This window comes from Polaromonas vacuolata, assembly GCF_012584515.1.
GTDB lineage: Bacteria > Pseudomonadota > Gammaproteobacteria > Burkholderiales > Burkholderiaceae_C > Polaromonas > Polaromonas vacuolata.
Genome location: NZ_CP051461.1, coordinates 3276807 through 3295164, shown reverse-complemented (window position 1 = coordinate 3295164; position 18358 = coordinate 3276807). Strand labels below are relative to the sequence as shown.

18 protein-coding genes are annotated in these 18358 nt (G+C 50.6%); 11 read left to right on the top strand and 7 right to left on the bottom strand.

Features of this window, described 5'->3' with window-relative positions; translation table 11 throughout:
• Positions 1-20: 20 nt before the first annotated feature.
• Positions 21-473, bottom strand: a complete 453-nt coding sequence (gene ybeY, locus HC248_RS14985) for an rRNA maturation RNase YbeY (protein WP_168923178.1) — start codon at positions 471-473, stop codon at positions 21-23.
• Positions 463-1494, bottom strand: coding sequence for a PhoH family protein (locus tag HC248_RS14980; protein ID WP_168923177.1), 1032 nt, complete (start codon positions 1492-1494; stop codon positions 463-465). The genes ybeY and HC248_RS14980 overlap by 11 nt, the downstream gene beginning before the upstream one ends.
• 114 nt (positions 1495-1608) lie before the next feature.
• On the opposite strand from HC248_RS14980, the gene ruvA reads away from it, so the two are divergent.
• Both ruvA and ruvB read left to right on the top strand, forming a co-directional pair.
• The gene (gene ruvA, locus HC248_RS14975; protein WP_168923176.1) at positions 1609-2181 is read left to right on the top strand and encodes a Holliday junction branch migration protein RuvA; all 573 of its coding nucleotides are present in this window, start codon (positions 1609-1611) and stop codon (positions 2179-2181) included.
• Between the two features lie 170 nt (positions 2182-2351).
• Complete coding sequence (gene ruvB, locus HC248_RS14970; RefSeq protein WP_168923175.1) at positions 2352-3413, top strand: Holliday junction branch migration DNA helicase RuvB; 1062 nt, start codon at positions 2352-2354, stop codon at positions 3411-3413.
• Positions 3414-3438: 25 nt separating this feature from the next.
• Here ruvB and HC248_RS14965 read toward each other — a convergent pair whose 3' ends face one another.
• From HC248_RS14965 to HC248_RS14950, 4 genes are read right to left on the bottom strand one after another with little or no spacing between them, the layout of a single operon-like run.
• The gene (locus tag HC248_RS14965; protein ID WP_168923882.1) at positions 3439-4083 is read right to left on the bottom strand and encodes a histidine phosphatase family protein; all 645 of its coding nucleotides are present in this window, start codon (positions 4081-4083) and stop codon (positions 3439-3441) included.
• 24 nt (positions 4084-4107) lie between these two features.
• Positions 4108-5082 carry a tRNA 2-thiocytidine(32) synthetase TtcA gene (ttcA, locus tag HC248_RS14960; protein ID WP_238342648.1) on the bottom strand — a complete coding sequence of 325 codons (975 nt, stop codon included), beginning with the start codon at positions 5080-5082 and terminating at the stop codon, positions 4108-4110.
• A gap of 5 nt (positions 5083-5087) precedes the next feature.
• Positions 5088-5456 carry a dihydroneopterin aldolase gene (locus tag HC248_RS14955; protein ID WP_168923173.1) on the bottom strand — a complete coding sequence of 123 codons (369 nt, stop codon included), beginning with the start codon at positions 5454-5456 and terminating at the stop codon, positions 5088-5090.
• Positions 5457-5464: 8 nt separating this feature from the next.
• Positions 5465-6250 (bottom strand): SDR family oxidoreductase, encoded by a 786-nt coding sequence (locus HC248_RS14950; protein WP_168923172.1) that lies wholly within the window; start codon positions 6248-6250, stop codon positions 5465-5467.
• A 109-nt stretch (positions 6251-6359) separates the two neighbouring features.
• Between HC248_RS14950 and HC248_RS14945 the strand changes: the two genes are divergently transcribed.
• The 3 genes from HC248_RS14945 (at position 6360) to HC248_RS14935 (ending at position 8968) form a co-directional block, all read left to right on the top strand.
• Positions 6360-7469: a class I SAM-dependent methyltransferase gene (locus tag HC248_RS14945; protein ID WP_168923171.1), complete on the top strand. Its 1110-nt coding sequence runs from the start codon at positions 6360-6362 to the stop codon at positions 7467-7469.
• Between the two features lie 11 nt (positions 7470-7480).
• A complete protein-coding gene (locus tag HC248_RS14940; protein WP_168923170.1) occupies positions 7481-7675 on the top strand; it encodes a DUF2905 domain-containing protein in 195 nt (64 codons plus the stop codon).
• 345 nt (positions 7676-8020) lie between these two features.
• Positions 8021-8968, top strand: a complete 948-nt coding sequence (locus HC248_RS14935) for a LysR family transcriptional regulator (RefSeq protein ID WP_168923169.1) — start codon at positions 8021-8023, stop codon at positions 8966-8968.
• Between the two features lie 162 nt (positions 8969-9130).
• On the opposite strand, the gene HC248_RS14930 is transcribed toward HC248_RS14935, so the two are convergent.
• Positions 9131-10183: a porin gene (locus HC248_RS14930; RefSeq protein WP_168923168.1), complete on the bottom strand. Its 1053-nt coding sequence runs from the start codon at positions 10181-10183 to the stop codon at positions 9131-9133.
• A 1347-nt stretch (positions 10184-11530) separates the two neighbouring features.
• Between HC248_RS14930 and HC248_RS14925 the strand changes: the two genes are divergently transcribed.
• From HC248_RS14925 to HC248_RS14900, 6 genes are all read left to right on the top strand, one after another.
• Positions 11531-13144, top strand: coding sequence for a DUF4331 domain-containing protein (locus HC248_RS14925; RefSeq protein ID WP_168923167.1), 1614 nt, complete (start codon positions 11531-11533; stop codon positions 13142-13144).
• Between the two features lie 33 nt (positions 13145-13177).
• On the top strand, positions 13178-13417 hold the full coding sequence (locus HC248_RS14920) for a hypothetical protein (protein WP_168920684.1): 240 nt from the start codon (positions 13178-13180) through the stop codon (positions 13415-13417).
• A 145-nt stretch (positions 13418-13562) separates the two neighbouring features.
• On the top strand, positions 13563-14750 hold the full coding sequence (locus HC248_RS14915; protein WP_168923166.1) for a tetratricopeptide repeat protein: 1188 nt from the start codon (positions 13563-13565) through the stop codon (positions 14748-14750).
• Between the two features lie 32 nt (positions 14751-14782).
• Positions 14783-16030 (top strand): HupE/UreJ family protein, encoded by a 1248-nt coding sequence (locus HC248_RS14910; protein ID WP_168923165.1) that lies wholly within the window; start codon positions 14783-14785, stop codon positions 16028-16030.
• 160 nt (positions 16031-16190) lie between these two features.
• The gene (locus HC248_RS14905; RefSeq protein WP_168923164.1) at positions 16191-17159 is read left to right on the top strand and encodes an IS30 family transposase; all 969 of its coding nucleotides are present in this window, start codon (positions 16191-16193) and stop codon (positions 17157-17159) included.
• Positions 17160-17230: 71 nt separating this feature from the next.
• Complete coding sequence (locus HC248_RS14900; RefSeq protein WP_168921224.1) at positions 17231-18211, top strand: IS30 family transposase; 981 nt, start codon at positions 17231-17233, stop codon at positions 18209-18211.
• The last annotated feature ends 147 nt before the right edge of the window (positions 18212-18358 follow it).

Below are 18358 nucleotides of genomic sequence, written 5' to 3'. Positions count from 1 at the left end.
ATGACGCTTAGTAAGTAAGCTTAGTAAGGGTTTTCTATGCCTAAACCGGCCAAAATTTCGGTCTCCCTGGCTTCCATTTCTTCGGCATCTTCTTGGCTGGTTTCATGGTCCCAGCCTTGCGCATGCAAGGTGCCGTGAACCAGTAAATGCGCGTAGTGGTCTTTCAGACTTTTGCCGTTTTCCTGGGCTTCTTTGGCAACCACTGGCGCGCACAGTACCAAGTCGGCCATGATCATGGGCTCTTGGGTGTAGTCAAAGGTCAGCACATTGGTGGCGTAGTCTTTTTGCCGATAACTATTGTTAAGCGCTTGGCCTTCTTGGGCGCCGACTATGCGCACTGTGATTTCGGCATCTAGGTCTAGCGCATGGCGAATCCAGCGTGTCACGCTGTGGCGCGGCAGGGCGGCGCGGTGCAGTGCGGCGTCATCGAGATCGCCAAATTGCAGCGATAAGCTCAAGTCTTTAAGTGCCATTTCTGCTCCTGGTGCGGCCGGGTCTGGCAATCGGTATGACGACTTCTTGGGCGTCAGAAATATCTACCTCCGAGTCCTCCCCAGCTGAGCCACTCTGAGTTTTGTCGTAGGCGTCAACTATGCGTGCGACCAAGGGATGGCGCACCACGTCGGCACTCGTGAGCCGGGTAATCGCAATGCCTTTGACGCGTTTGAGCACGCGCTCAGCATCGACCAAACCACTGAGTTGGGTGCGCGGCAAATCGACTTGGCTGATGTCGCCCGTCACCACGGCGCGGCTGCCGAAACCGATGCGGGTTAAAAACATTTTCATCTGCTCTGGCGTGGTGTTTTGCGCCTCGTCCAAAATTACAAACGCATGGTTGAGCGTGCGGCCACGCATAAAAGCTAGCGGCGCGATTTCAATTTGTTGGCGCTCAAAAGCTTTTTGTACGCGCTCAAAACCCATCAGTTCATGCAGCGCGTCATACAGCGGCCGCAGATACGGATCGACCTTTTGATTTAAGTCGCCGGGTAAAAATCCCAGACGCTCACCGGCTTCAACCGCCGGCCGCGTCAGTACGATGCGCTGCACCACGCTGCGTTCAAGTGCATCGACAGCGCAGGCCACGGCTAAATAAGTCTTGCCCGTGCCGGCCGGACCAATGCCAAAGGTAATGTCGTGGGTGGCGATGTTGTCTAGGTAAGTGGCTTGGTTGACAGTGCGCGCGCGTAAATCGGCGCGCCTTGTTGACAGTGCGCTGCTGCCGTCAGGCGCTTTAGCCAAAGCCGTGTCGCCAGCCAGCATGAGTTGCACGGTTTCTTCTGGAATCGGGCGCTGGGCGATTTCATACAGCGCTTGCAGCACCTCTAGCGCTTGGGTGGCGCGGGCTTTGTGGCCGTCAATTTTGAATTGCTCAAAGCGGTGGGCGATGGTTACATCGAGCGCGGTTTCTATGCTGCGGATGTGGCCATCCATGGCCCCGCAAAGATTGCTCATACGGGTATTGTTGGGTGGCGTGAAGGTGTGGCGTAGTATCAAAAGTGGACTTTCCTTGGCTTTGCCTAGACGGTTATCGGGCGCAATCTACATTGTCCGCTTGTCTGCTTGACCCGTGCGGCTTGACTGATAATGACTCTGAAAAATAGGACTTACATGATAGGCAGAATACAGGGCCAACTGGCCGAGAAAAACCCACCAGAAATTCTGGTGGATTGCAATGGCGTAGGCTACGAGCTACTTGTGCCCATGAGCACTTTTTACAACCTGCCCGGATTGGGCGAGAAAGTCAGCCTGCTGACGCATTTCGTGGTCCGGGAAGATGCCCAAATTCTCTACGGCTTTGGCAGCTCGCCAGAGCGAGCCGCGTTTCGCGAGCTGATCAAAATCTCTGGCGTTGGCCCGCGCACCGCTCTCAGTGTGCTGAGCGGTATGAGCGTGCAAGACTTGGCCCAAGCCATCACCAGTCAAGAAGCCGGCCGCATCATCAAAGTACCCGGCATTGGCAAGAAAACCGCCGAGCGTTTGCTGCTCGAACTCAAAGGCAAGCTAGGCGCAGACATTGGCGTGAGTGCGACGTTTAAAGACGACAACTCATCGGATATCTTGCAGGCGCTGATTGCCCTCGGTTATAGCGACCGCGATGCGGCCTTAGCACTCAAGGCTTTGCCCTCTGAGATTGGCGTGAGCGACGGTATAAAGCTTGCGCTCAAAGCGTTGGGTAAATAGTCTGAGTGCAATAGCGCTGCGAAAGTAGCCGAGCAAAGCGCCCACTCAGACTCGGTAAGGCAAGCGCTAGCCAGTGCTGTTAAGAGCAAAAAACCAAACCGCTGACATAGGCAGGCCTTGAGCAATAAGGTCTAGCGCCCAGCCCGCGCTGCCTACAATGCAAGCTACCTATGAGCATACAAACCGATAATTTCCTGCCCGGCCCGCCACCACCCAAACGCGTCATTTCCGCCGCACCTGCGTCGCCCGGCGAGGAGGCGATAGAGCGCGCCCTCAGGCCCAAGTTGTTTGACGACTATGTGGGCCAAGTCAAAGCGCGTGAGCAGTTGCAAATTTTCATAGGTGCAGCCAAAAAACGCGGTGAAGCGCTTGACCATGTGCTGCTGTTTGGGCCACCCGGTTTGGGTAAAACCACGCTGTCTCACATCATTGCCCACGAGTTAGGCGTGAATATGCGCCAGACCAGCGGGCCGGTGTTAGAAAAGCCTAAAGACTTGGCCGCACTGCTGACCAATCTAGAAAAAAACGATGTGCTTTTCATTGATGAAATTCACCGCCTAAGCCCGGTCGTCGAAGAAATTTTGTATCCCGCGTTAGAGGACTATCAAATTGACATCATGATTGGTGACGGCCCGGCTGCGCGCAGTATCAAGCTAGATTTACAGCCCTTCACGCTAGTGGGCGCAACCACCCGTGCCGGCATGCTGACCAACCCGCTGCGCGATCGTTTTGGCATAGTCGCCCGGCTGGAGTTCTACACCCCCGAAGAACTTGCCCGCATCGTCAAACGCAGTGCTGGCTTGCTCAATGCTCCGATGGATGCGGACGGCGGCTTTGAAATCGCCCGCCGCTCGCGCGGCACACCGCGCATCGCCAACCGCTTGCTGCGCCGCGTGCGTGACTATGCGGATGTCAAAGGCGACGGCCAAATCACCTTGGCGATCGCCAATCTTGCACTGGCCATGCTGGACGTTGATCCCAAAGGTTTTGATGTGATGGACCGCAAGTTGTTAGAGGCCGTGATTCACCGCTTTGATGGTGGGCCAGTCGGTCTGGATAACATCGCCGCCAGCATAGGCGAGGAGCGCGACACGATTGAAGACGTGATCGAACCTTACTTAATTCAACAAGGCTTTTTGCAGCGCACGCCGCGTGGGCGGATTGCCACCTTGGCGGCGTATTTGCATTTGGGTGTAACGCCGCCGAATCGCGGCAATGAGACGCTGTCTTAAAAGTTAAAAAAGTTTAAAAACTTTTTTAGGCCACGCTAGTTTCATCGAGCGCATCGTCATCCAGGTGATTGGTATCTGCCCAACCCACCAAACTAAATCCTTCGGGCGTCCAAAGCAAACGGTTGATGGCTGCATTGCCCAACTCCCACGTGCGCGGTGCCTGAATTCCCAGCCGGGTTGCGGCGCGGTAAAGCACATCCATTACGCCGCCGTGGCCCACTAGCGCAATCAACTCGCCCGGGTGTTGGGCAGCGAGCCGGCTAGCGGCTTCCAACACGCGCAGGCGCAAATCCGTCAACGACTCGCCGCCTAGAGGGCTAAAGTGCGGATCGCGGGTGCGCCAGAGTTGGGACTGGTCGGGTAACTCAGCCTGTATTTCGGCAAAAGTCTTGCCCTCAAAGTCACCAAAGCCGCGCTCACGCAAACCTAGCTCTGGCACCACATCGAGTTCTAGCGCACGGCCCAGATATTGCGCAGTTTCCCAAGCCCGGGTCAAACTGCTGGCATAAATCGCACGCACTGGCTCATCTTTGAGCGCCTGAGCCAAACGACTGGCTTGACTGCGACCCAGCGCATTGAGTGGGATGTCTAGCTGGCCTTGAATTCGGCTATCCACATTCCAGTGCGTCTCGCCATGGCGAATAGCTATGATTCGGGTCGGTTCTTGCATCATGTGGTTTACGCTTTAAACGGTTTAGCTAGTCTTGAGTTCGACGACTTGCAAACCGGGCCGCAGCGTGAAGGCCGGGTCTTTGAAGTCTTCCGAATCAAATGCTTTATCGCCATCATCATCGGCAACACCGGTTGTTTTGATATTTTTAAAATCATGACGATCAGTGTCCAACAAATGCGAAGGCACTATGTTTTGCAGGCTGGAAAACATATTTTCAAGACGGCCGGGAAACTTCTTGTCCCACTCGCGCAGCATGTTGCCGACTTGTTTGCGCTGCAAGTTTTCTTGACTGCCGCACAGCGTGCAGGGAATGATGGGAAAGTCTTGCACCGCAGACCAGCGGATCAAGTCTTTTTCAGTCACATAAGCCATCGGCCGAATGACGATATTTTTGCCGTCATCACTGACTAATTTAGGCGGCATGCTTTTGAGTTTTGCCGCAAAAAACATATTCAGAAAAAACGTTTGCAACATGTCATCGCGGTGATGGCCAAGGGCTACTTTAGTCGCGCCCAATTCGCCGGCCACGCGGTACAAAATGCCGCGGCGCAGCCGTGAGCACAGCGAGCAAAGCGTTTTGCCTTCAGGTATGACGCGTTTGACTATGCTGTAAGTGTCTTGGTTTTCAATATGAAACGGCACGCCTAAGCGGCTTAAATACTCGGGCAATATGTGCTCGGGAAAACCGGGTTGTTTTTGGTCTAAGTTAACGGCGATAAGTTCGAAATTAATCGGCGCACGTTTTTGTAGCTTGAGCAAAATGTCCAACATGGCGTAGCTGTCTTTGCCGCCCGACACGCAAACCATGACTTTATCGCCCTCTTCAATCATGTTGTAGTCAACAATCGCGCGGCCAACTTCGCGGCATAAACGCTTTTCTAGTTTGTTGTCTTCACGCTCAATTTTGAGATGGTTTTGCACCCGCGCTGAACTGTCCGCTTGTGCGCCAGTCCAGTTTTTTTCGTCGCTAGTGGGGGAATTTATTACTGATTGCATAAGGTCTACCATTGTCCGGTTTCGACGCGAATAGCTACTTCGCAGTCATCAAATATTTCAAGCTTGGCGATTTTTACCCGCACACCCAAAACGCCTGGCAGTTGCATCAAGCGGTGCGCCAATTTGCCAATTAAGCGTTCGAGTAAATTGACATGGTCGGCCGTGCATTCGGTGATGATGATTTGCCTGACCTTACGGTAGTCCAGCACATTGTTGATGTCGTCATCTGGCAGCAAAGCCTGCGTTCCTAAGTTGAGTTCGGCGTCAACTTGAATCGGTTGGGGCGCTAGTTTTTCGCTTTCTAAGATGCCTAAGTTGGCGTCAAAGCGTAGACCGGTGAGGGTCAAAATTTGGGTGCCACGGGTGTTGTACATGGATTTTTTCAAGGGTTTGTGTGGTTGGTCATGAGCGAGAAATCGCGCTCAAACTTCATCAGGTGTTGGCCGCCATCGACGAGTAAAGTTGTGCCGGTAATCGACTGGTTGTCGAGCGCGAATTTCACTGCCGAGACCACGTCTTGCGGCGTCGAAGAACGCCCCAACGGCGAGAGTTTATGCAGTGCTTCAAAGTCTGCATCGCTCAGCATATGGCTAGTGAGTGTCAAACCTGGCGCTACGCCGACTATGCGCAGCACCGGCGCTAAAGCCAGCGCCAACATGGTGTTGGCCGCTTCTAGTGCAGCTTTGGACAGGGTGTAACTTAAAAAGTCTGGATTTTGATTCCAAAGTTTTTGGTCCAGCATATTGACTACTGCGCCTTTGGCCTGACGACCACCGAGATGCTGGTGCAGCGCCTCGGCCAACAAAATCGGCGCGCCTACGTTGCTGCGCATGTGCCGCTCTAACGCGTCAAAACCAAAACTACTCACATTGTCATGCTCAAAAGCTGAAGCACTGTTCACCACTGCATCGACTTGGCCAAAGCGCGCAATCACACGCGGCAGCAAGGCGCGCACGCTGGCTTCGTTGCCCAAGTCGCAGTCAAATCCGTCAGCATCGTTAGACAGTGCGGCGCAGTCGGCCACAGTGTGCATGGCTTCATCTGCAGAGTGACGGTAATGCACGGCAACACGCCAGCCACTGGCGGCCAGCGCTAATGCGATTTCACGGCCTAGGCGTTTGGCGGCGCCGGTCACGAGTACAACGGGAGCGGGTGTTGCAGCAGTCATCGATAAATCATCAGGTGGTATCCGAGTGGAAAGGTCAGCGAGCAAGCAGAAGTGGCCATTTGCGGCGCTAGGTGGCCGCTATCGCCGACAATCGGCAGCAGGGGTACGTATGAAAAAAGAATCTATTTTACCGACCGAGTTGCAAATCCAAATTCAAGAGGCCATAAAGTCCGCCGGGGGCTGGCTGGGTTTTGACCGATTCATGGAGTTGGCGCTGTACACGCCGGGCTTGGGCTACTACGCCAATGCCTCGCGCAAGTTCGGTTTGATGCCGCAATCCGGTAGCGATTTTGCCACCGCACCCGAGCTCTCGCCGCATTTTGGTCGGGCGTTGGCCAATCAAGTACGCCAAGCGCTTGAAGCGACCGGTACGCACGAGGTGTGGGAGTTTGGCGCCGGTTCAGGCGCGCTGGCCGAACAATTGTTGTCGGTACTTGGCGATGCGGTGGGTAGCTACACGATTGTTGATCTGTCCGGCAGTTTGCGTGAGCGTCAGCAGCAGCGTTTGCAGGCCTTTGCGCATAAGCTGCGTTGGGTAAGTAGCTTGCCAGAAAAAATTCACGGCGTGGTTGTCGGCAACGAAGTGTTGGATGCCATGCCTATTAAGTTGCTAGCGCGTGTTAACAGCTTGTGGTTTGAGCGCGGCGTAGCCATACACGAAGGCGGCTTAATGCATGCGGATATCGCCACTAATTTGCGCCCACCCATTGAGGTAGTGGGCAGGCACGACTACCTGACCGAAATCCACCCCCAAGCCGAAGGCTTTATGCGCAGTTTGGGCGACCGCTTAGAGCGCGGCGCAGCATTTTTTCTGGACTACGGTTTCCCCGAGCATGAGTACTTCCATGCGCAGCGCAGCATGGGCACGGTGATGTGCCACCGCAGCCATCAGTCGGATGCCGATGCGCTGGCCGATGTGGGCGAGAAAGACATCACCGCCCATGTCAACTTCACCGGCATTGCCGTGGCCGGCCAAGAAGCCGGTTTGCAAGTGTTGGGCTACGCCGGTCAAGGTCGCTTTTTACTCAATTGCGGACTGCTCGATCAGATGGAAAATGTCAGCCTGGCTGAGCGCAGCATGCTGCAAAAACTCATTAACGAGCATGAGATGGGCGAGCTTTTTAAGGTGATAGGTTTTGCCGCAGACAACCCCAATAATCCTTGGAATGGCTGGCAAGCGCTGGGCTTTTCTCAAGGCGACAGAAGCCACACTTTGTGAAAATTTAAATCATGATTCGCTGGATGATTGTGATTTTTCTAGCCCTGATGTTCATCGGCTGGCTGACGCCATTTCTCAACAAACTCGGCTTTGGCCGGTTACCGGGCGATTTGCGTTTTCGTTTATTTGGGCGAGATTGGTCGGTGCCGCTGACGTCGACGATTTTGCTGAGTTTTATTCTCAGTTGGATTGCTAAGTTGGTTTGAGGCAGGCCTGCAATGGGTCTTACTACCATTAATTGATTTTTACAGCGTTCACCAGCTAAATATGAAGTTGCGTGTTCGATTTAAATTAAACGTAATGCCTAGGTTATTTACGGATTGACTCATTTGTTTTTCTCTTTGAGAAATTTTTTTTTAAACTATTTTGCTTAAATTGACTTTAATTAATTGATTCGTTTAGCACTTATTCACTTCAGAAAATTATTAAACAAGGACTATGTTTTGAAAAATTTTGTAAGACTTTTTTACAAGAGAATCACAACTGCATAATCATCTGTGTACGCAAAAAAATGCATTTTTTATATAACCAGATAAGTCACTTAATTTTTAATGCAGAGCCAAAAAAATACGCCTATTGAGCTCGAACTCACTTCTAATCTTTATGAATGGCGAGCATTTCTTGCCATCACACAATGCGGCAGCTTGACACGCGCAGCCTTGTCTTTGGGGACTAGCCAATCTTTGCTCAGCCGTAAGCTCAACGCACTTGAGAAGATGTGCGGTGTGTGTTTGTTTTATCGCACGGGTAGAGGCATGGAAATTTCTGATTGTGGAAAGCGGATTCTCCAATCAGTCAAAGACTTGTTAAGTAATGCTGAACAGTTGGAGCTGGCGATAAGAACGCAAGCCAACGAGCCAGCAGGCGTTGTCACCATAGGCTCGCTCCCCAGCCTCAGTCACCCGTTAATTGCGAAGTTATTTAAAACGGTAAGTAGTCAGTACCCTAGTATCCAGTTAAAAAATTTACAAGGTTCAAGCCAAGAAATTGATGCGTGGATAGCAGACGGACATGTTGACGTGGGCATTGTTTGCCGTGATGAGCGCAATCTGGCTGATAACGAAGACGCACTTTGCACCATTGACAACTATCTTGTCGGTGCCGTTGGTGATGTGCTGACGCAGCCTGATGAGATTGAACTGGCGCAACTCGATGGCTTACCCTTTATCTGGTCTAGCACGCAAGTGGGTCTACGCTTGGCGTTAAATGCATTATCGAAAAATCACCAAATCACACTAGATACCAAGGTCGAGGTCGATTCACTGCCTTTAATTCGCTACTTAGTGACTGAAGAGCGTCTATATGCCGTTCTGCCCATTTATGCGGTGTGGGAGGATGTTCAAGCCGGCCGCTTGCAGGCCTCACGTATTATCTCTCCCGTCATGCAGCGAATAGTCACCATGGTTTTTGGGAAATCCAAAGGCTCTAGTAAAGCGGTATCGACAGTGAGAATGCTGATCAAACGCGGCATAGAAAAAGAAGCTGGTTGCGGCTTGTAAAACACGAGAGAGTTAAAACTATTCACGCCGTCTATGTGGGTCACTTTTAAAGTGACTTAAATGCTTCGTTAATTATTGAGTTAAAAATTCCGAGATTTTGAGGCTTTAGATTTTTTTAAATAAAGCTAAAACCTCGGAAACCGTTAAACCTATGCTGGTGTTTTAAAAGCTGTGACGAATACCTAAATCAATACCAGTCGACGACTGATTAGCCTCGGTGATAGACCTGTTGAGCGAAATAGCAGCGCCACCATTATTTGACACTCTGGCTAAGGTGCCGTACAAAACGCTTCGCTTGGACAGACTATGAACTATTCCAATGGCGAATTTGTTTGTTTTTGGGTCCCCTAAAATATCGGTTCTGTAGGTGGAAATTGACGCCTTATAGTCATTTAAACCGTGGCGATAAATACCGCTGAGAATGTAGCCTGATGCTTTAACCGGTTTAATCATATTGACTTTTTCTTCAGCGTAACCGGCGCTGATTTTTCCATTATCAATTTTATAAGACGCGGTAATGGTGTTGTTTTTAACTTCGCCAAATGTAGTCGTCTGCTCGTCTTTGGTGGTGCCGTTTCCCACCGCGAGATAGAAAGAGTCAATTGTGTATGCACCGCTAAGTGAGTAGCCATCGCCATTTTTTCTATTCGCATTGCTTGTGGAGTTTTCTCCAAAAAAGTACTGGGCTTGTCCTTTAAAACCACCCAATGTGTCGGGAGTGAAGTAACCGACCATATTGGAGGCTCGAATGGCTGTTGCGCCACCAACACGGCCTACAAAAACTTGACTTGCGCCGGTACCAATTGATCCAAAAGGATCGGCTGTGAATTGGACTAAGTAGTTGGCGGTGTAGTCACGGCCAATTCTGACCTCGCCTAAGTTGCCTATCAGGCTGACGGTTGATCGACGACCAAACAGGCCTGCTACATCAGCTTTTGAATTATTAATATTGGTGGTTCCGCCAGATCCAGTATCTACAGCGATTGCGCCTTCAAGCCAGAAACCTGCTTTGAGCCCGCCGCCCAGATCCTCAATACCTCTAAAACCAAATCGGCTTGAGGCATTGCCGCTGGAACTTATGGAGTTCATATTTGACGTGCTACCAGAGCCGTAGCTAAACGCAGTGTCAACAACACCAAAAAGAGTGACAGACGATTGTGCAAATGCACTGCCAGTTACCAACAAAACGCCAAATGCAGTCAATATTTTTTTCATGTAGAAATGTCTCCGTAATTTTTTTGAATCATCTATTGACGAGCGACAGTCCGACTGCCATTTTCTCGCCCTCACCCTTTAAAAGATGAACTTTTATTTTGCTGTTGTAGAGAGCTTCAAGGAAGGCTGTAAAACATAAGACAGCTATGCAGTTTTTGATGTTCCGGGTTATCCCTAGACATCGTTAATAAGCTTGCATAGATTGAGATTGCGGTTGAGATTTTTTTCAATTCGACCTTTTTTGATTCGGGCGGATTTGTAGCATCTGCACAATAGTCTTGTCTTTTTTTGTGCGTGCTAAAACCATCCGCCCAATCGACGCCAACACGGTTTCGTACTTTTTAATTTGTCGCTGCTGCTGCTGCGTAAGCTTTTATTTGGCTCTGCGTGTTGTAGTCGTGTGGCATCGGCGGAGAAGAAATGGCGGTTACGTGAAGGATCGCGCTTTATCTGGGCTGCCGGCGAATCAAACCTGTGTCACTGAGGTGTGACGGCGATGTCAGTATGGTTTTCGCCAACTAAGCTTTGTTTGCGGTTATTTCGAAGAGTGTTTTTTAGCATGTGCCGCATTCGTAAACGACTGCATTAAACACGTGGCTAATAATATTCGCGAGAGTTTCATCTCATGTGTGGCTATCGGGTTGACTGTCTGTAACCCATGCTTTGTCTGCATACGAATTTTTTTGCCACATGATTTCAGTTAGTTACTGTTTGTGGAAAAGCTGATAACTGACTTTGGCTAAGGGCTTAATGAAGTCAGCTCGACGAATACTATATGTATCGCGATCTCGTTGATAAACACCATAAAAGAGTTGTCGATACTTACAAAAAAAATTCGTAATGAAACACTAATTGATAACGTGTGTATGTCAGCTTTTGAACTGCACATCATGATTTTTCGGCTTAACAGGTAGAGATATGGAGAGATGTCGCTAAACAAGCCCATAGCGAAATGAATAAAAAGAGCTTGTAACAGCGTAGATTGCTTAGGCTTCTAAATTTTTAACGATAGTTGTAAATATTTTTCCGCGCCACGTTGCAGTCGATCAAAATATTTTCATTGAAGTAATTTGTTACATATAGTCTTAATGCCATTCGTAATGGCAAATCAAATTCACATTTGAGCTCTTTTGTTTTACAAAAAAGATGCACTTCTGCTTAGTAAAAATATTTATAAAGTACTGAGTTTCGCTTATGTGTAATAAATTGTGTACTCTTTTGTAAAGATATGAATCCATTTAGTAAATCACTGCGTAAACTAGATATCGGAAGCTAATGCCGAGAACAATCAGCAATCAGCGGCCGGTTTTTTTTGAGATCCAACTTAACTGGAGATAGACAATGCAAATGAAATATTCCCGCCTTTTCAAGGCTTGCCTTTTACTTGCTGTCAGTGGGGCAGCCATGGCTTCTAGCCACCGTGAAGCTCCTTTCATCACGGGTTCGCCAAAAGTTGATGGCACCGATTTCTATATGTTTCGCAGTTACGAAGGTGTTGCAGCTAATGGCACCGGTGGTCGTTCTGATTTCGTGACTTTGATCGCCAACTACCAGCCGCTGCAAGCTCCGTACGGCGGCCCTAACTATTTCCAAATGGATCCTAACGCGCTGTATGAGATTAATCTCGACAACGTGGGCGACGCCAAAGAACACCTGACTTTTCAGTTTCGCTTTAAAAACACTCTGAAGTCGATTGCCCTGCCAATCGGCTCTAAACAAGTGGCTATTCCACTGATTCAAGCCGGCGCAGTGTCTAATCTTAATGACGCTAACCTTAACGTTAACGAAACTTATACGGTCAAAGTCGTGCGCGGCGATCGCCGCACTGGTGTAGCGCAAGACGTATTTAAAACGTCTGGCCTGAGCACTACCTTTGAAAAGCCGGTTGACAATATCGGTAGCAAAACCATTGCTGACTATGCTGGCTATGCCGCCAAGCACATTCACACCGTCACCATTCCTGGCTGCCCAGCCGGTATGGATCAAGCCAAGATATTTGTCGGTCAACGCGCTGAAGGTTTTGCCGTTAACCTCGGCGTGGTGTTCGACTTAGTCAATGCGCCAGCGGGTATCTTGTTAGATCCGGCCCAAAAAGACATCGCTGGTGGCGGTGGTGGAAATAATGATATTCAAAAATTAAACGTCACCAGTATCGCGATGGAAGTGAATAAGGGCTGTTTGACTGCCGGCAATGAGACCGTTATCGGTGGCTGGACAACTGCCAGCGTGCGTCAAGCGCAGCTGATCAATCCAGCACCTGGTGCTGGCAATACCAATGGCTCTAAAGTCGGTGGTGCTTGGACTCAGGTATCGCGTTTGGGTAACCCTTTGATTAATGAGTTGGTGATTGGCTTGCCAGACAAAGACAAGTTCAACGCCTCTATGCCAAAGGACGACGGTCAGTTTCTTAACTACGTGACTAATCCGACTCTGCCAGCGCTTCTGAGCGTTGTCTTGGGTGCGGATGTCGCGCCTAAGAACTTGCCACGTACCGATTTGGTTACGACTTTCCTGACTGGTATTACCGGCGTTAACAAGCCAGCAAATCCAACCCCGTCAGAAATGTTGCGTTTGAATCTGGCCGTAGCGCCAGTGCCATTCGCTAACCAAAATCGTTTGGGTGTTGCTGGTAATGCACTGACACCAGGCGGTACAGACAATGCAGGCTTTCCAAACGGTCGCCGTCCAAAAGACGACGTTGTTGATATTGCATTGGTTGCAATGGTCGGTGGCTTGTGCGCGATCAATGGTTCCGGCGATGGTTTGAAGCTGAACTCAGTGCCTAACGTACCGTCACTCACTTCCAAGTGCGATGCAACTGCACTGTCCACTTTGATGGCTACTACTGCATCTAACGGTTTGCCTAATGCCGCCAACATCCATGACGGTGTAGATCAGGCTAATGTGCGGTTTCTCACCAGCTTTCCTTACCTGAACACGCCTAACAGTGGTTCGCAGTAAGTTTTAGGCTCACCATAAATTGCAAAGGAATAAATGATGCAAATATCTAGTAAAAAATGCCTCGCCGGTATATTGCTAGCAACCGTCGTGTTAGCAGGTTGCGGTGGTGGTGGCGGCGGTGGCGGTATCGCTGCTGATATCGGTCAGTCACTCTCGGCTTTAATCAACTTTATGAATGGGTTGATTGCTAACACCAGTGAGACGGTGCAAGCGGTTGATGTTAATAACCTCAATTTGGTGACTTCTGAGACGGCGTCACCTACGCCGCAGTAAGCTTTACCAAGGTTTTGATGTAGTGTCAAAGCAGTCAGGCCGGTCGTTGGTGATACTAACGTCCGGCTTTTCTTTTGCCTAAATTTTTTGTTCTTAAATTTCTCACTGGCTTTGAGCTGAGAAGAAAATGTTGAAATACCACTTTATGAATTCTCGTTTTTCCATTTCTCTTCGATGGCTTTTAGCTTTTTCGCTGCTATCTACGGGTTTGAATGCCGTCGCCGTTAGCTTGTTAACGCCGGGTCGCGATGACGAGGTGCTCGAAGTTTTGCCCGGCATTACCCAAGCCCGTCCCGCACGAGTCAATGCAGGTTCTACAGCCGCCGCAGCGAGTAAAAAAATCTCGCCCGCCGCCGCCGTGCTGCAAGCCAGGCAAGATATAACTATCGCTCGCCAAACCGGTGACACCCGCTACTGGGGTCGTGCACAGGCAGTGCTTGGCGCTTGGTGGGATAAGCCGGATGCACCGACCGAGCTGGCCGTATTGCAAGCCACGGTGCAGCAAGGTCGGCATGAATTTGATGCCTCCCGTAAGACTCTCACAGCAGCACTGGTGCGAGCACCGGATAGTGCGCAAGGCTGGTTAAATTTGGCGGCGCTAGAGCGTTTATCTGGCCGCTACCCGGATGCGCTTAAAGCGTGCGATTCAGTAGCGCTTGCCGGTCAAGGTCTGCATGCCCAAGCCTGCCGACTTGAGACTGAGTCTTTGCAAGGCCGACAAAGCGAGGCCGCAACAGGCTTGCAAGCCTTGATAGACCGATCATTAGACAGTGGCCAACGCAGCTGGTTACTGGGATTGCTGGCGGAAAGCCAAGAGCGTGCGGGAAGCCTGCCGGCTGCAGGGCGTGCTTTCGAAAACTCTCTGGCGCTGGAATCAGATTTATACACATCAATTGCACTCAGTGATTTTTTACTGCGCGGGGGCAATAACCAAAAAGCCCTGACTGCGTTAGAAAAAGCGCCCGAGACGGACGCGGTATTGCTGCGCCGCGCCACTGCCTACAAACGCATGGGTGATGAGCGCTGGAAGGCCATTCGCAGCCTGCTCACTGAGCGGGTTGCAGAGTTGGTGCGCCGCGGTGATGACCCTTATCTGCACGGCCGTGAATTAGCTCTGACAGCACTCTGGCTTGACGACGATGCGGCTAGCGCGCTAAAGATCGCTACAAAAAATTTGCAATTACAAAAAGAGCCGATCGATTGGTGGATAGCGCTCGCAAGTGCGGCGCAAACTAAAGACAGCGCAGCGCAGAATGCGCTGAGCGCGCAGCTACGCGCAACCGGCTTAAAAGATAATCGAATAACTGGTCTCTTAAGCAAGGCCGCTTCGTGATGATTAGATTTACAAAACTAAGAAGCCAGACCATGTTGACCCGTTTTTCTCGTCATTGCCGCAGCGTGTTGTTGCTCGGTTTACTAAGTACTTCAGCGGCTTGGGCGCATAAGGGCAGTGATGCCTATCTCGATGTTCAACAGCTCGAGCAAGCCAGCCAAGGCGACACCCGCAGCTTGTCTTTCACACTGTCGGTAGCGATCAAAGATTTGGATGCCGTGCTGCCTTTAGACGCCAACAGCGACGGCAAGGTGAGTTGGGGAGAGCTCAAGGCCGTGATGCCGGATGTGTTGACGCTTTTTAATCAGACTGCTCAGTTAGATAAATCAAGCACTGGCAATACTGACTGCTCACTCGATTGGAAAGCTGCTGGTGTTGAGCGCCGCAGCGACGGCGCATACATACGCGCGACTGCGCTTGCCAATTGCGCACTGACGCAACCAGTGGCATTTAAATACACGCTACTTGCTGCGCAAGATGCCAATCACCGACTGCTGTTGGCCGGAAAAATCAGCGGTAAAGACTTTTTAAGTACTGCATCGCCACTGCAAGCGAGCAGCGTGCTGCTCAGTCCTGCGCTTGACAGCGCAGCGGCCACATCCGGTGCAAATATTAATCAAAGCCCTAATCTAAGCGCTGGCGCCGCACTGGCCAATTCCAGTCAGTGGTCAACGTTAAAAGATTATTTTTTATTGGGTGTGCACCACCTACTAGAGGGCTATGACCATCTGGCATTTTTGTTAGCGCTGGTATTGCCTTTGCAATTATTGCTGCGCTGGCCAGGTGGGGAAAAGCCGCGCGTGTTGCTGCATTCGACAGCTTCTGTGCGCAATGTTTGGCGCACCTTGCTGTTCACGATAACGGCTTTTACTATAGGCCACTCGATTACTTTAATACTGGCAACACTGGGGCTAACAAGCGCCTCGCCAAGTTGGGTCGAACCCATGATTGCCGTCACTATCGCAGTAACGGCTTTGCTCAACATAAGGCCTGTACCTTGGATTCGTGTTGATGTGTTGGCATTGCTGTTCGGCATGATCCACGGTTATGGTTTTGCCGGCTTGATGTTAGAAGCTGCTGCACCCACCGGTTTGCTACCGTGGGCGTTAGCCGGCTTTAACTTGGGCGTAGAGGCGGGTCAGTTAATTGCTGTTAGCGCTTGGGTGCTGGTGTCGCAGCCACTGTTAAACCGTAGCTGGTATGCGCCAGTGGTGGTGCGCGGAGGTTCTGGCCTTTTGATCTTGTTGGCTAGTTGGTGGTTTTACCAACGGGTAATTTAAGTTCTACCAACGGGTAATTAAAGACGACTTGCCACCATCGCAAACGCATTTTTAGAAATCGCGGATTCAAGTCTGAAGTGCAACTTTGAAACTAACCGGACGGGTGGGTGAGATGTGAGAGCATCCAAGCTTCCCGACCACCAAGTCAAAGTTGCCCAGAATGATTTACACACACCTCACCCGTGACGAACGTTACCAGATTGCAATCCTCGCCAAAGCAAACTTCAATCAAAGTGAAATTGCAAAAATGATGGACCGTGATAAATCGAGCATCAGCCGTGAGTTGCGTCGTAACCGCGGTCTACGAGGCTATCGCCCTAAGCAGGCAAATGACAAAGCCCAAGAACGTAGACTTGCCTGCGCCAACAGTCCTAGAGTTGCTGACTCGACATGGGCTGTAGTGGAGGAAAAGTTGGCTGAGGCTTGGAGCCCCGAACAAATCAGCGGCCACCTCGAAGCTCGATGCCAACCCGGTGTTAGCTATGAGAGCATTTACCAGTACATCTACGCTGACAAACGCGCGGGCGGCAGCTTGCATAAAACACTGCGTTGCCAGAAGACGCGAAAAAAACGCAGCAGCGGCCGTGAACGGCGCGGCACCATCTCTCGCCAGGTCTCAATAGAACTGCGACCCGCCATCGTGCTTGAGCGTGCGCGCTTTGGCGACTGGGAGGCTGATCTGGTGATTGGTGCCGGGCAGAAGCAAGCCCTAGTGACGATTAACGAGCGTGTCTCTCGGTATTCAATAATTTTCCACGTGCCATTCAAAACAGCGCAAGCCGTAGGGGACGCGTTAATCACTTTACTTAAACCATTCGCTCATTGCGTGCACACACTCACGACAGATAACGGCAAGGAATTTTCTCAGCATGAACGAATAGCTTCTGCGCTGAGTGCAGATTTCTTTTTCGCCCATCCATACGCCTCGTGGGAGCGTGGGGCAAACGAGAATATGAACGGTTTGATTCGCCAGTTTTTCCCAAAGGGGATGCGCTTTAATTGCATCACCGACGATGACATTGCTTTAGCGATGCACAGGCTCAATCATCGTCCTAGAAAATGTTTGGGGTATCGAACACCGCATCAGGTTTTTATGGAACGCGGATTCAAGTCTGAAGTGCAACTTTGAAATTAACCGTACGGGTGGGTGAGATGTGAGAGCATCCAAGCTTCCCGACTACCAAGTCAAAGTTGCCCAGAATGATTTACACACACCTCACCCGTGACGAACGTTACCAGATTGCAATCCTCGTCAAAGCAAACTTCAATCAAAGTGAAATTGCAAAAATGATGGACCGTGATAAATCGAGCATCAGCCGTGAGTTGCGTCGTAACCGCGGTCTACGAGGCTATCGCCCTAAGCAGGCAAATGACAAAGCCCAAGAACGTAGACTTGCCTGCGCCAATAGTCCTAGAGTTGCTGACTCGACATGGGCTGTAGTGGAGGAAAAGTTGGCTGAGGCTTGGAGCCCCGAGCAAATCAGCGGCCACCTCGAAGCTAGCCACCAACCCGGTGTTAGCTATGAGAGCATTTACCAGTACATCTACGCTGACAAACGCGCGGGCGGCACCTTGCATAAAACACTGCGTTGCCAGAAGACGCGAAAAAAACGCAGCAGTGGCCGTGAACGGCGCGGCACCATCTCTCGCCAGGTCTCAATAGAACTGCGACCCGACATCGTGCTTGAGCGTGCGCGCTTTGGCGACTGGGAGGCTGATCTGGTGATTGGTGCCGGGCAGAAGCAAGCACTAGTGACGATTAATGAGCGTGTCTCTCGCTATTCAATAATTTTCCACGTGCCATTCAAAACAGCGCAAGCCGTAGGGGACGCGTTAATCACTTTACTCAAACCGTTCGCTCATTGCGTGCACACTCTCACGACTGATAACGGCAAGGAATTTGCCCAGCATGAACGAATAGCTTCTGCGCTGAGTGCAGATTTCTTTTTCGCCCATCCATACGCCTCGTGGGAGCGTGGGGCGAACGAGAATATGAACGGTTTGATTCGCCAGTTTTTCCCAAAGGGGATGCGCTTTAATTGCATCACCGACGATGACATTGCTTTAGCGATGCACAGGCTCAATCATCGTCCTAGAAAATGTTTAGGGTATCGAACGCCGCATCAGGTTTTTATGGAACAGTTAGAGTCCTATCAGCATACGGTTGCACTTCAAGCTTGAATCCGCCGAAGAGTTAAAGTCCAACTAACACCCTGTTGCACTTCAAGCTTGAATCCGCCAATCAAGAAAATACTGCGCTTTGGTTTATAGCGCAGTATTTTTAATGCTTTAGATTTGGTTAATGGCTTTAATTTCTGCGCAAATTAA

Coding starts and splice junctions, on each gene's coding strand:
- HC248_RS14940 (WP_168923170.1), top strand. CDS start 7,481: ATGATTCGCTGGATGATTGTGATTTTTCTAGCCCTGATGTTCATCGGC.
- ttcA (WP_238342648.1), bottom strand. CDS start 5,082: ATGCAATCAGTAATAAATTCCCCCACTAGCGACGAAAAAAACTGGACT.
- HC248_RS14950 (WP_168923172.1), bottom strand. CDS start 6,250: ATGACTGCTGCAACACCCGCTCCCGTTGTACTCGTGACCGGCGCCGCC.
- ruvA (WP_168923176.1), top strand. CDS start 1,609: ATGATAGGCAGAATACAGGGCCAACTGGCCGAGAAAAACCCACCAGAA.
- HC248_RS14910 (WP_168923165.1), top strand. CDS start 14,783: ATGTTGACCCGTTTTTCTCGTCATTGCCGCAGCGTGTTGTTGCTCGGT.
- HC248_RS14945 (WP_168923171.1), top strand. CDS start 6,360: ATGAAAAAAGAATCTATTTTACCGACCGAGTTGCAAATCCAAATTCAA.
- ybeY (WP_168923178.1), bottom strand. CDS start 473: ATGGCACTTAAAGACTTGAGCTTATCGCTGCAATTTGGCGATCTCGAT.
- HC248_RS14905 (WP_168923164.1), top strand. CDS start 16,191: ATGATTTACACACACCTCACCCGTGACGAACGTTACCAGATTGCAATC.
- HC248_RS14915 (WP_168923166.1), top strand. CDS start 13,563: ATGAATTCTCGTTTTTCCATTTCTCTTCGATGGCTTTTAGCTTTTTCG.
- HC248_RS14900 (WP_168921224.1), top strand. CDS start 17,231: ATGATTTACACACACCTCACCCGTGACGAACGTTACCAGATTGCAATC.
- HC248_RS14925 (WP_168923167.1), top strand. CDS start 11,531: ATGAAATATTCCCGCCTTTTCAAGGCTTGCCTTTTACTTGCTGTCAGT.
- HC248_RS14965 (WP_168923882.1), bottom strand. CDS start 4,083: ATGCAAGAACCGACCCGAATCATAGCTATTCGCCATGGCGAGACGCAC.
- HC248_RS14920 (WP_168920684.1), top strand. CDS start 13,178: ATGATGCAAATATCTAGTAAAAAATGCCTCGCCGGTATATTGCTAGCA.
- ruvB (WP_168923175.1), top strand. CDS start 2,352: ATGAGCATACAAACCGATAATTTCCTGCCCGGCCCGCCACCACCCAAA.
- HC248_RS14930 (WP_168923168.1), bottom strand. CDS start 10,183: ATGAAAAAAATATTGACTGCATTTGGCGTTTTGTTGGTAACTGGCAGT.
- HC248_RS14935 (WP_168923169.1), top strand. CDS start 8,021: ATGCAGAGCCAAAAAAATACGCCTATTGAGCTCGAACTCACTTCTAAT.
- HC248_RS14955 (WP_168923173.1), bottom strand. CDS start 5,456: ATGTACAACACCCGTGGCACCCAAATTTTGACCCTCACCGGTCTACGC.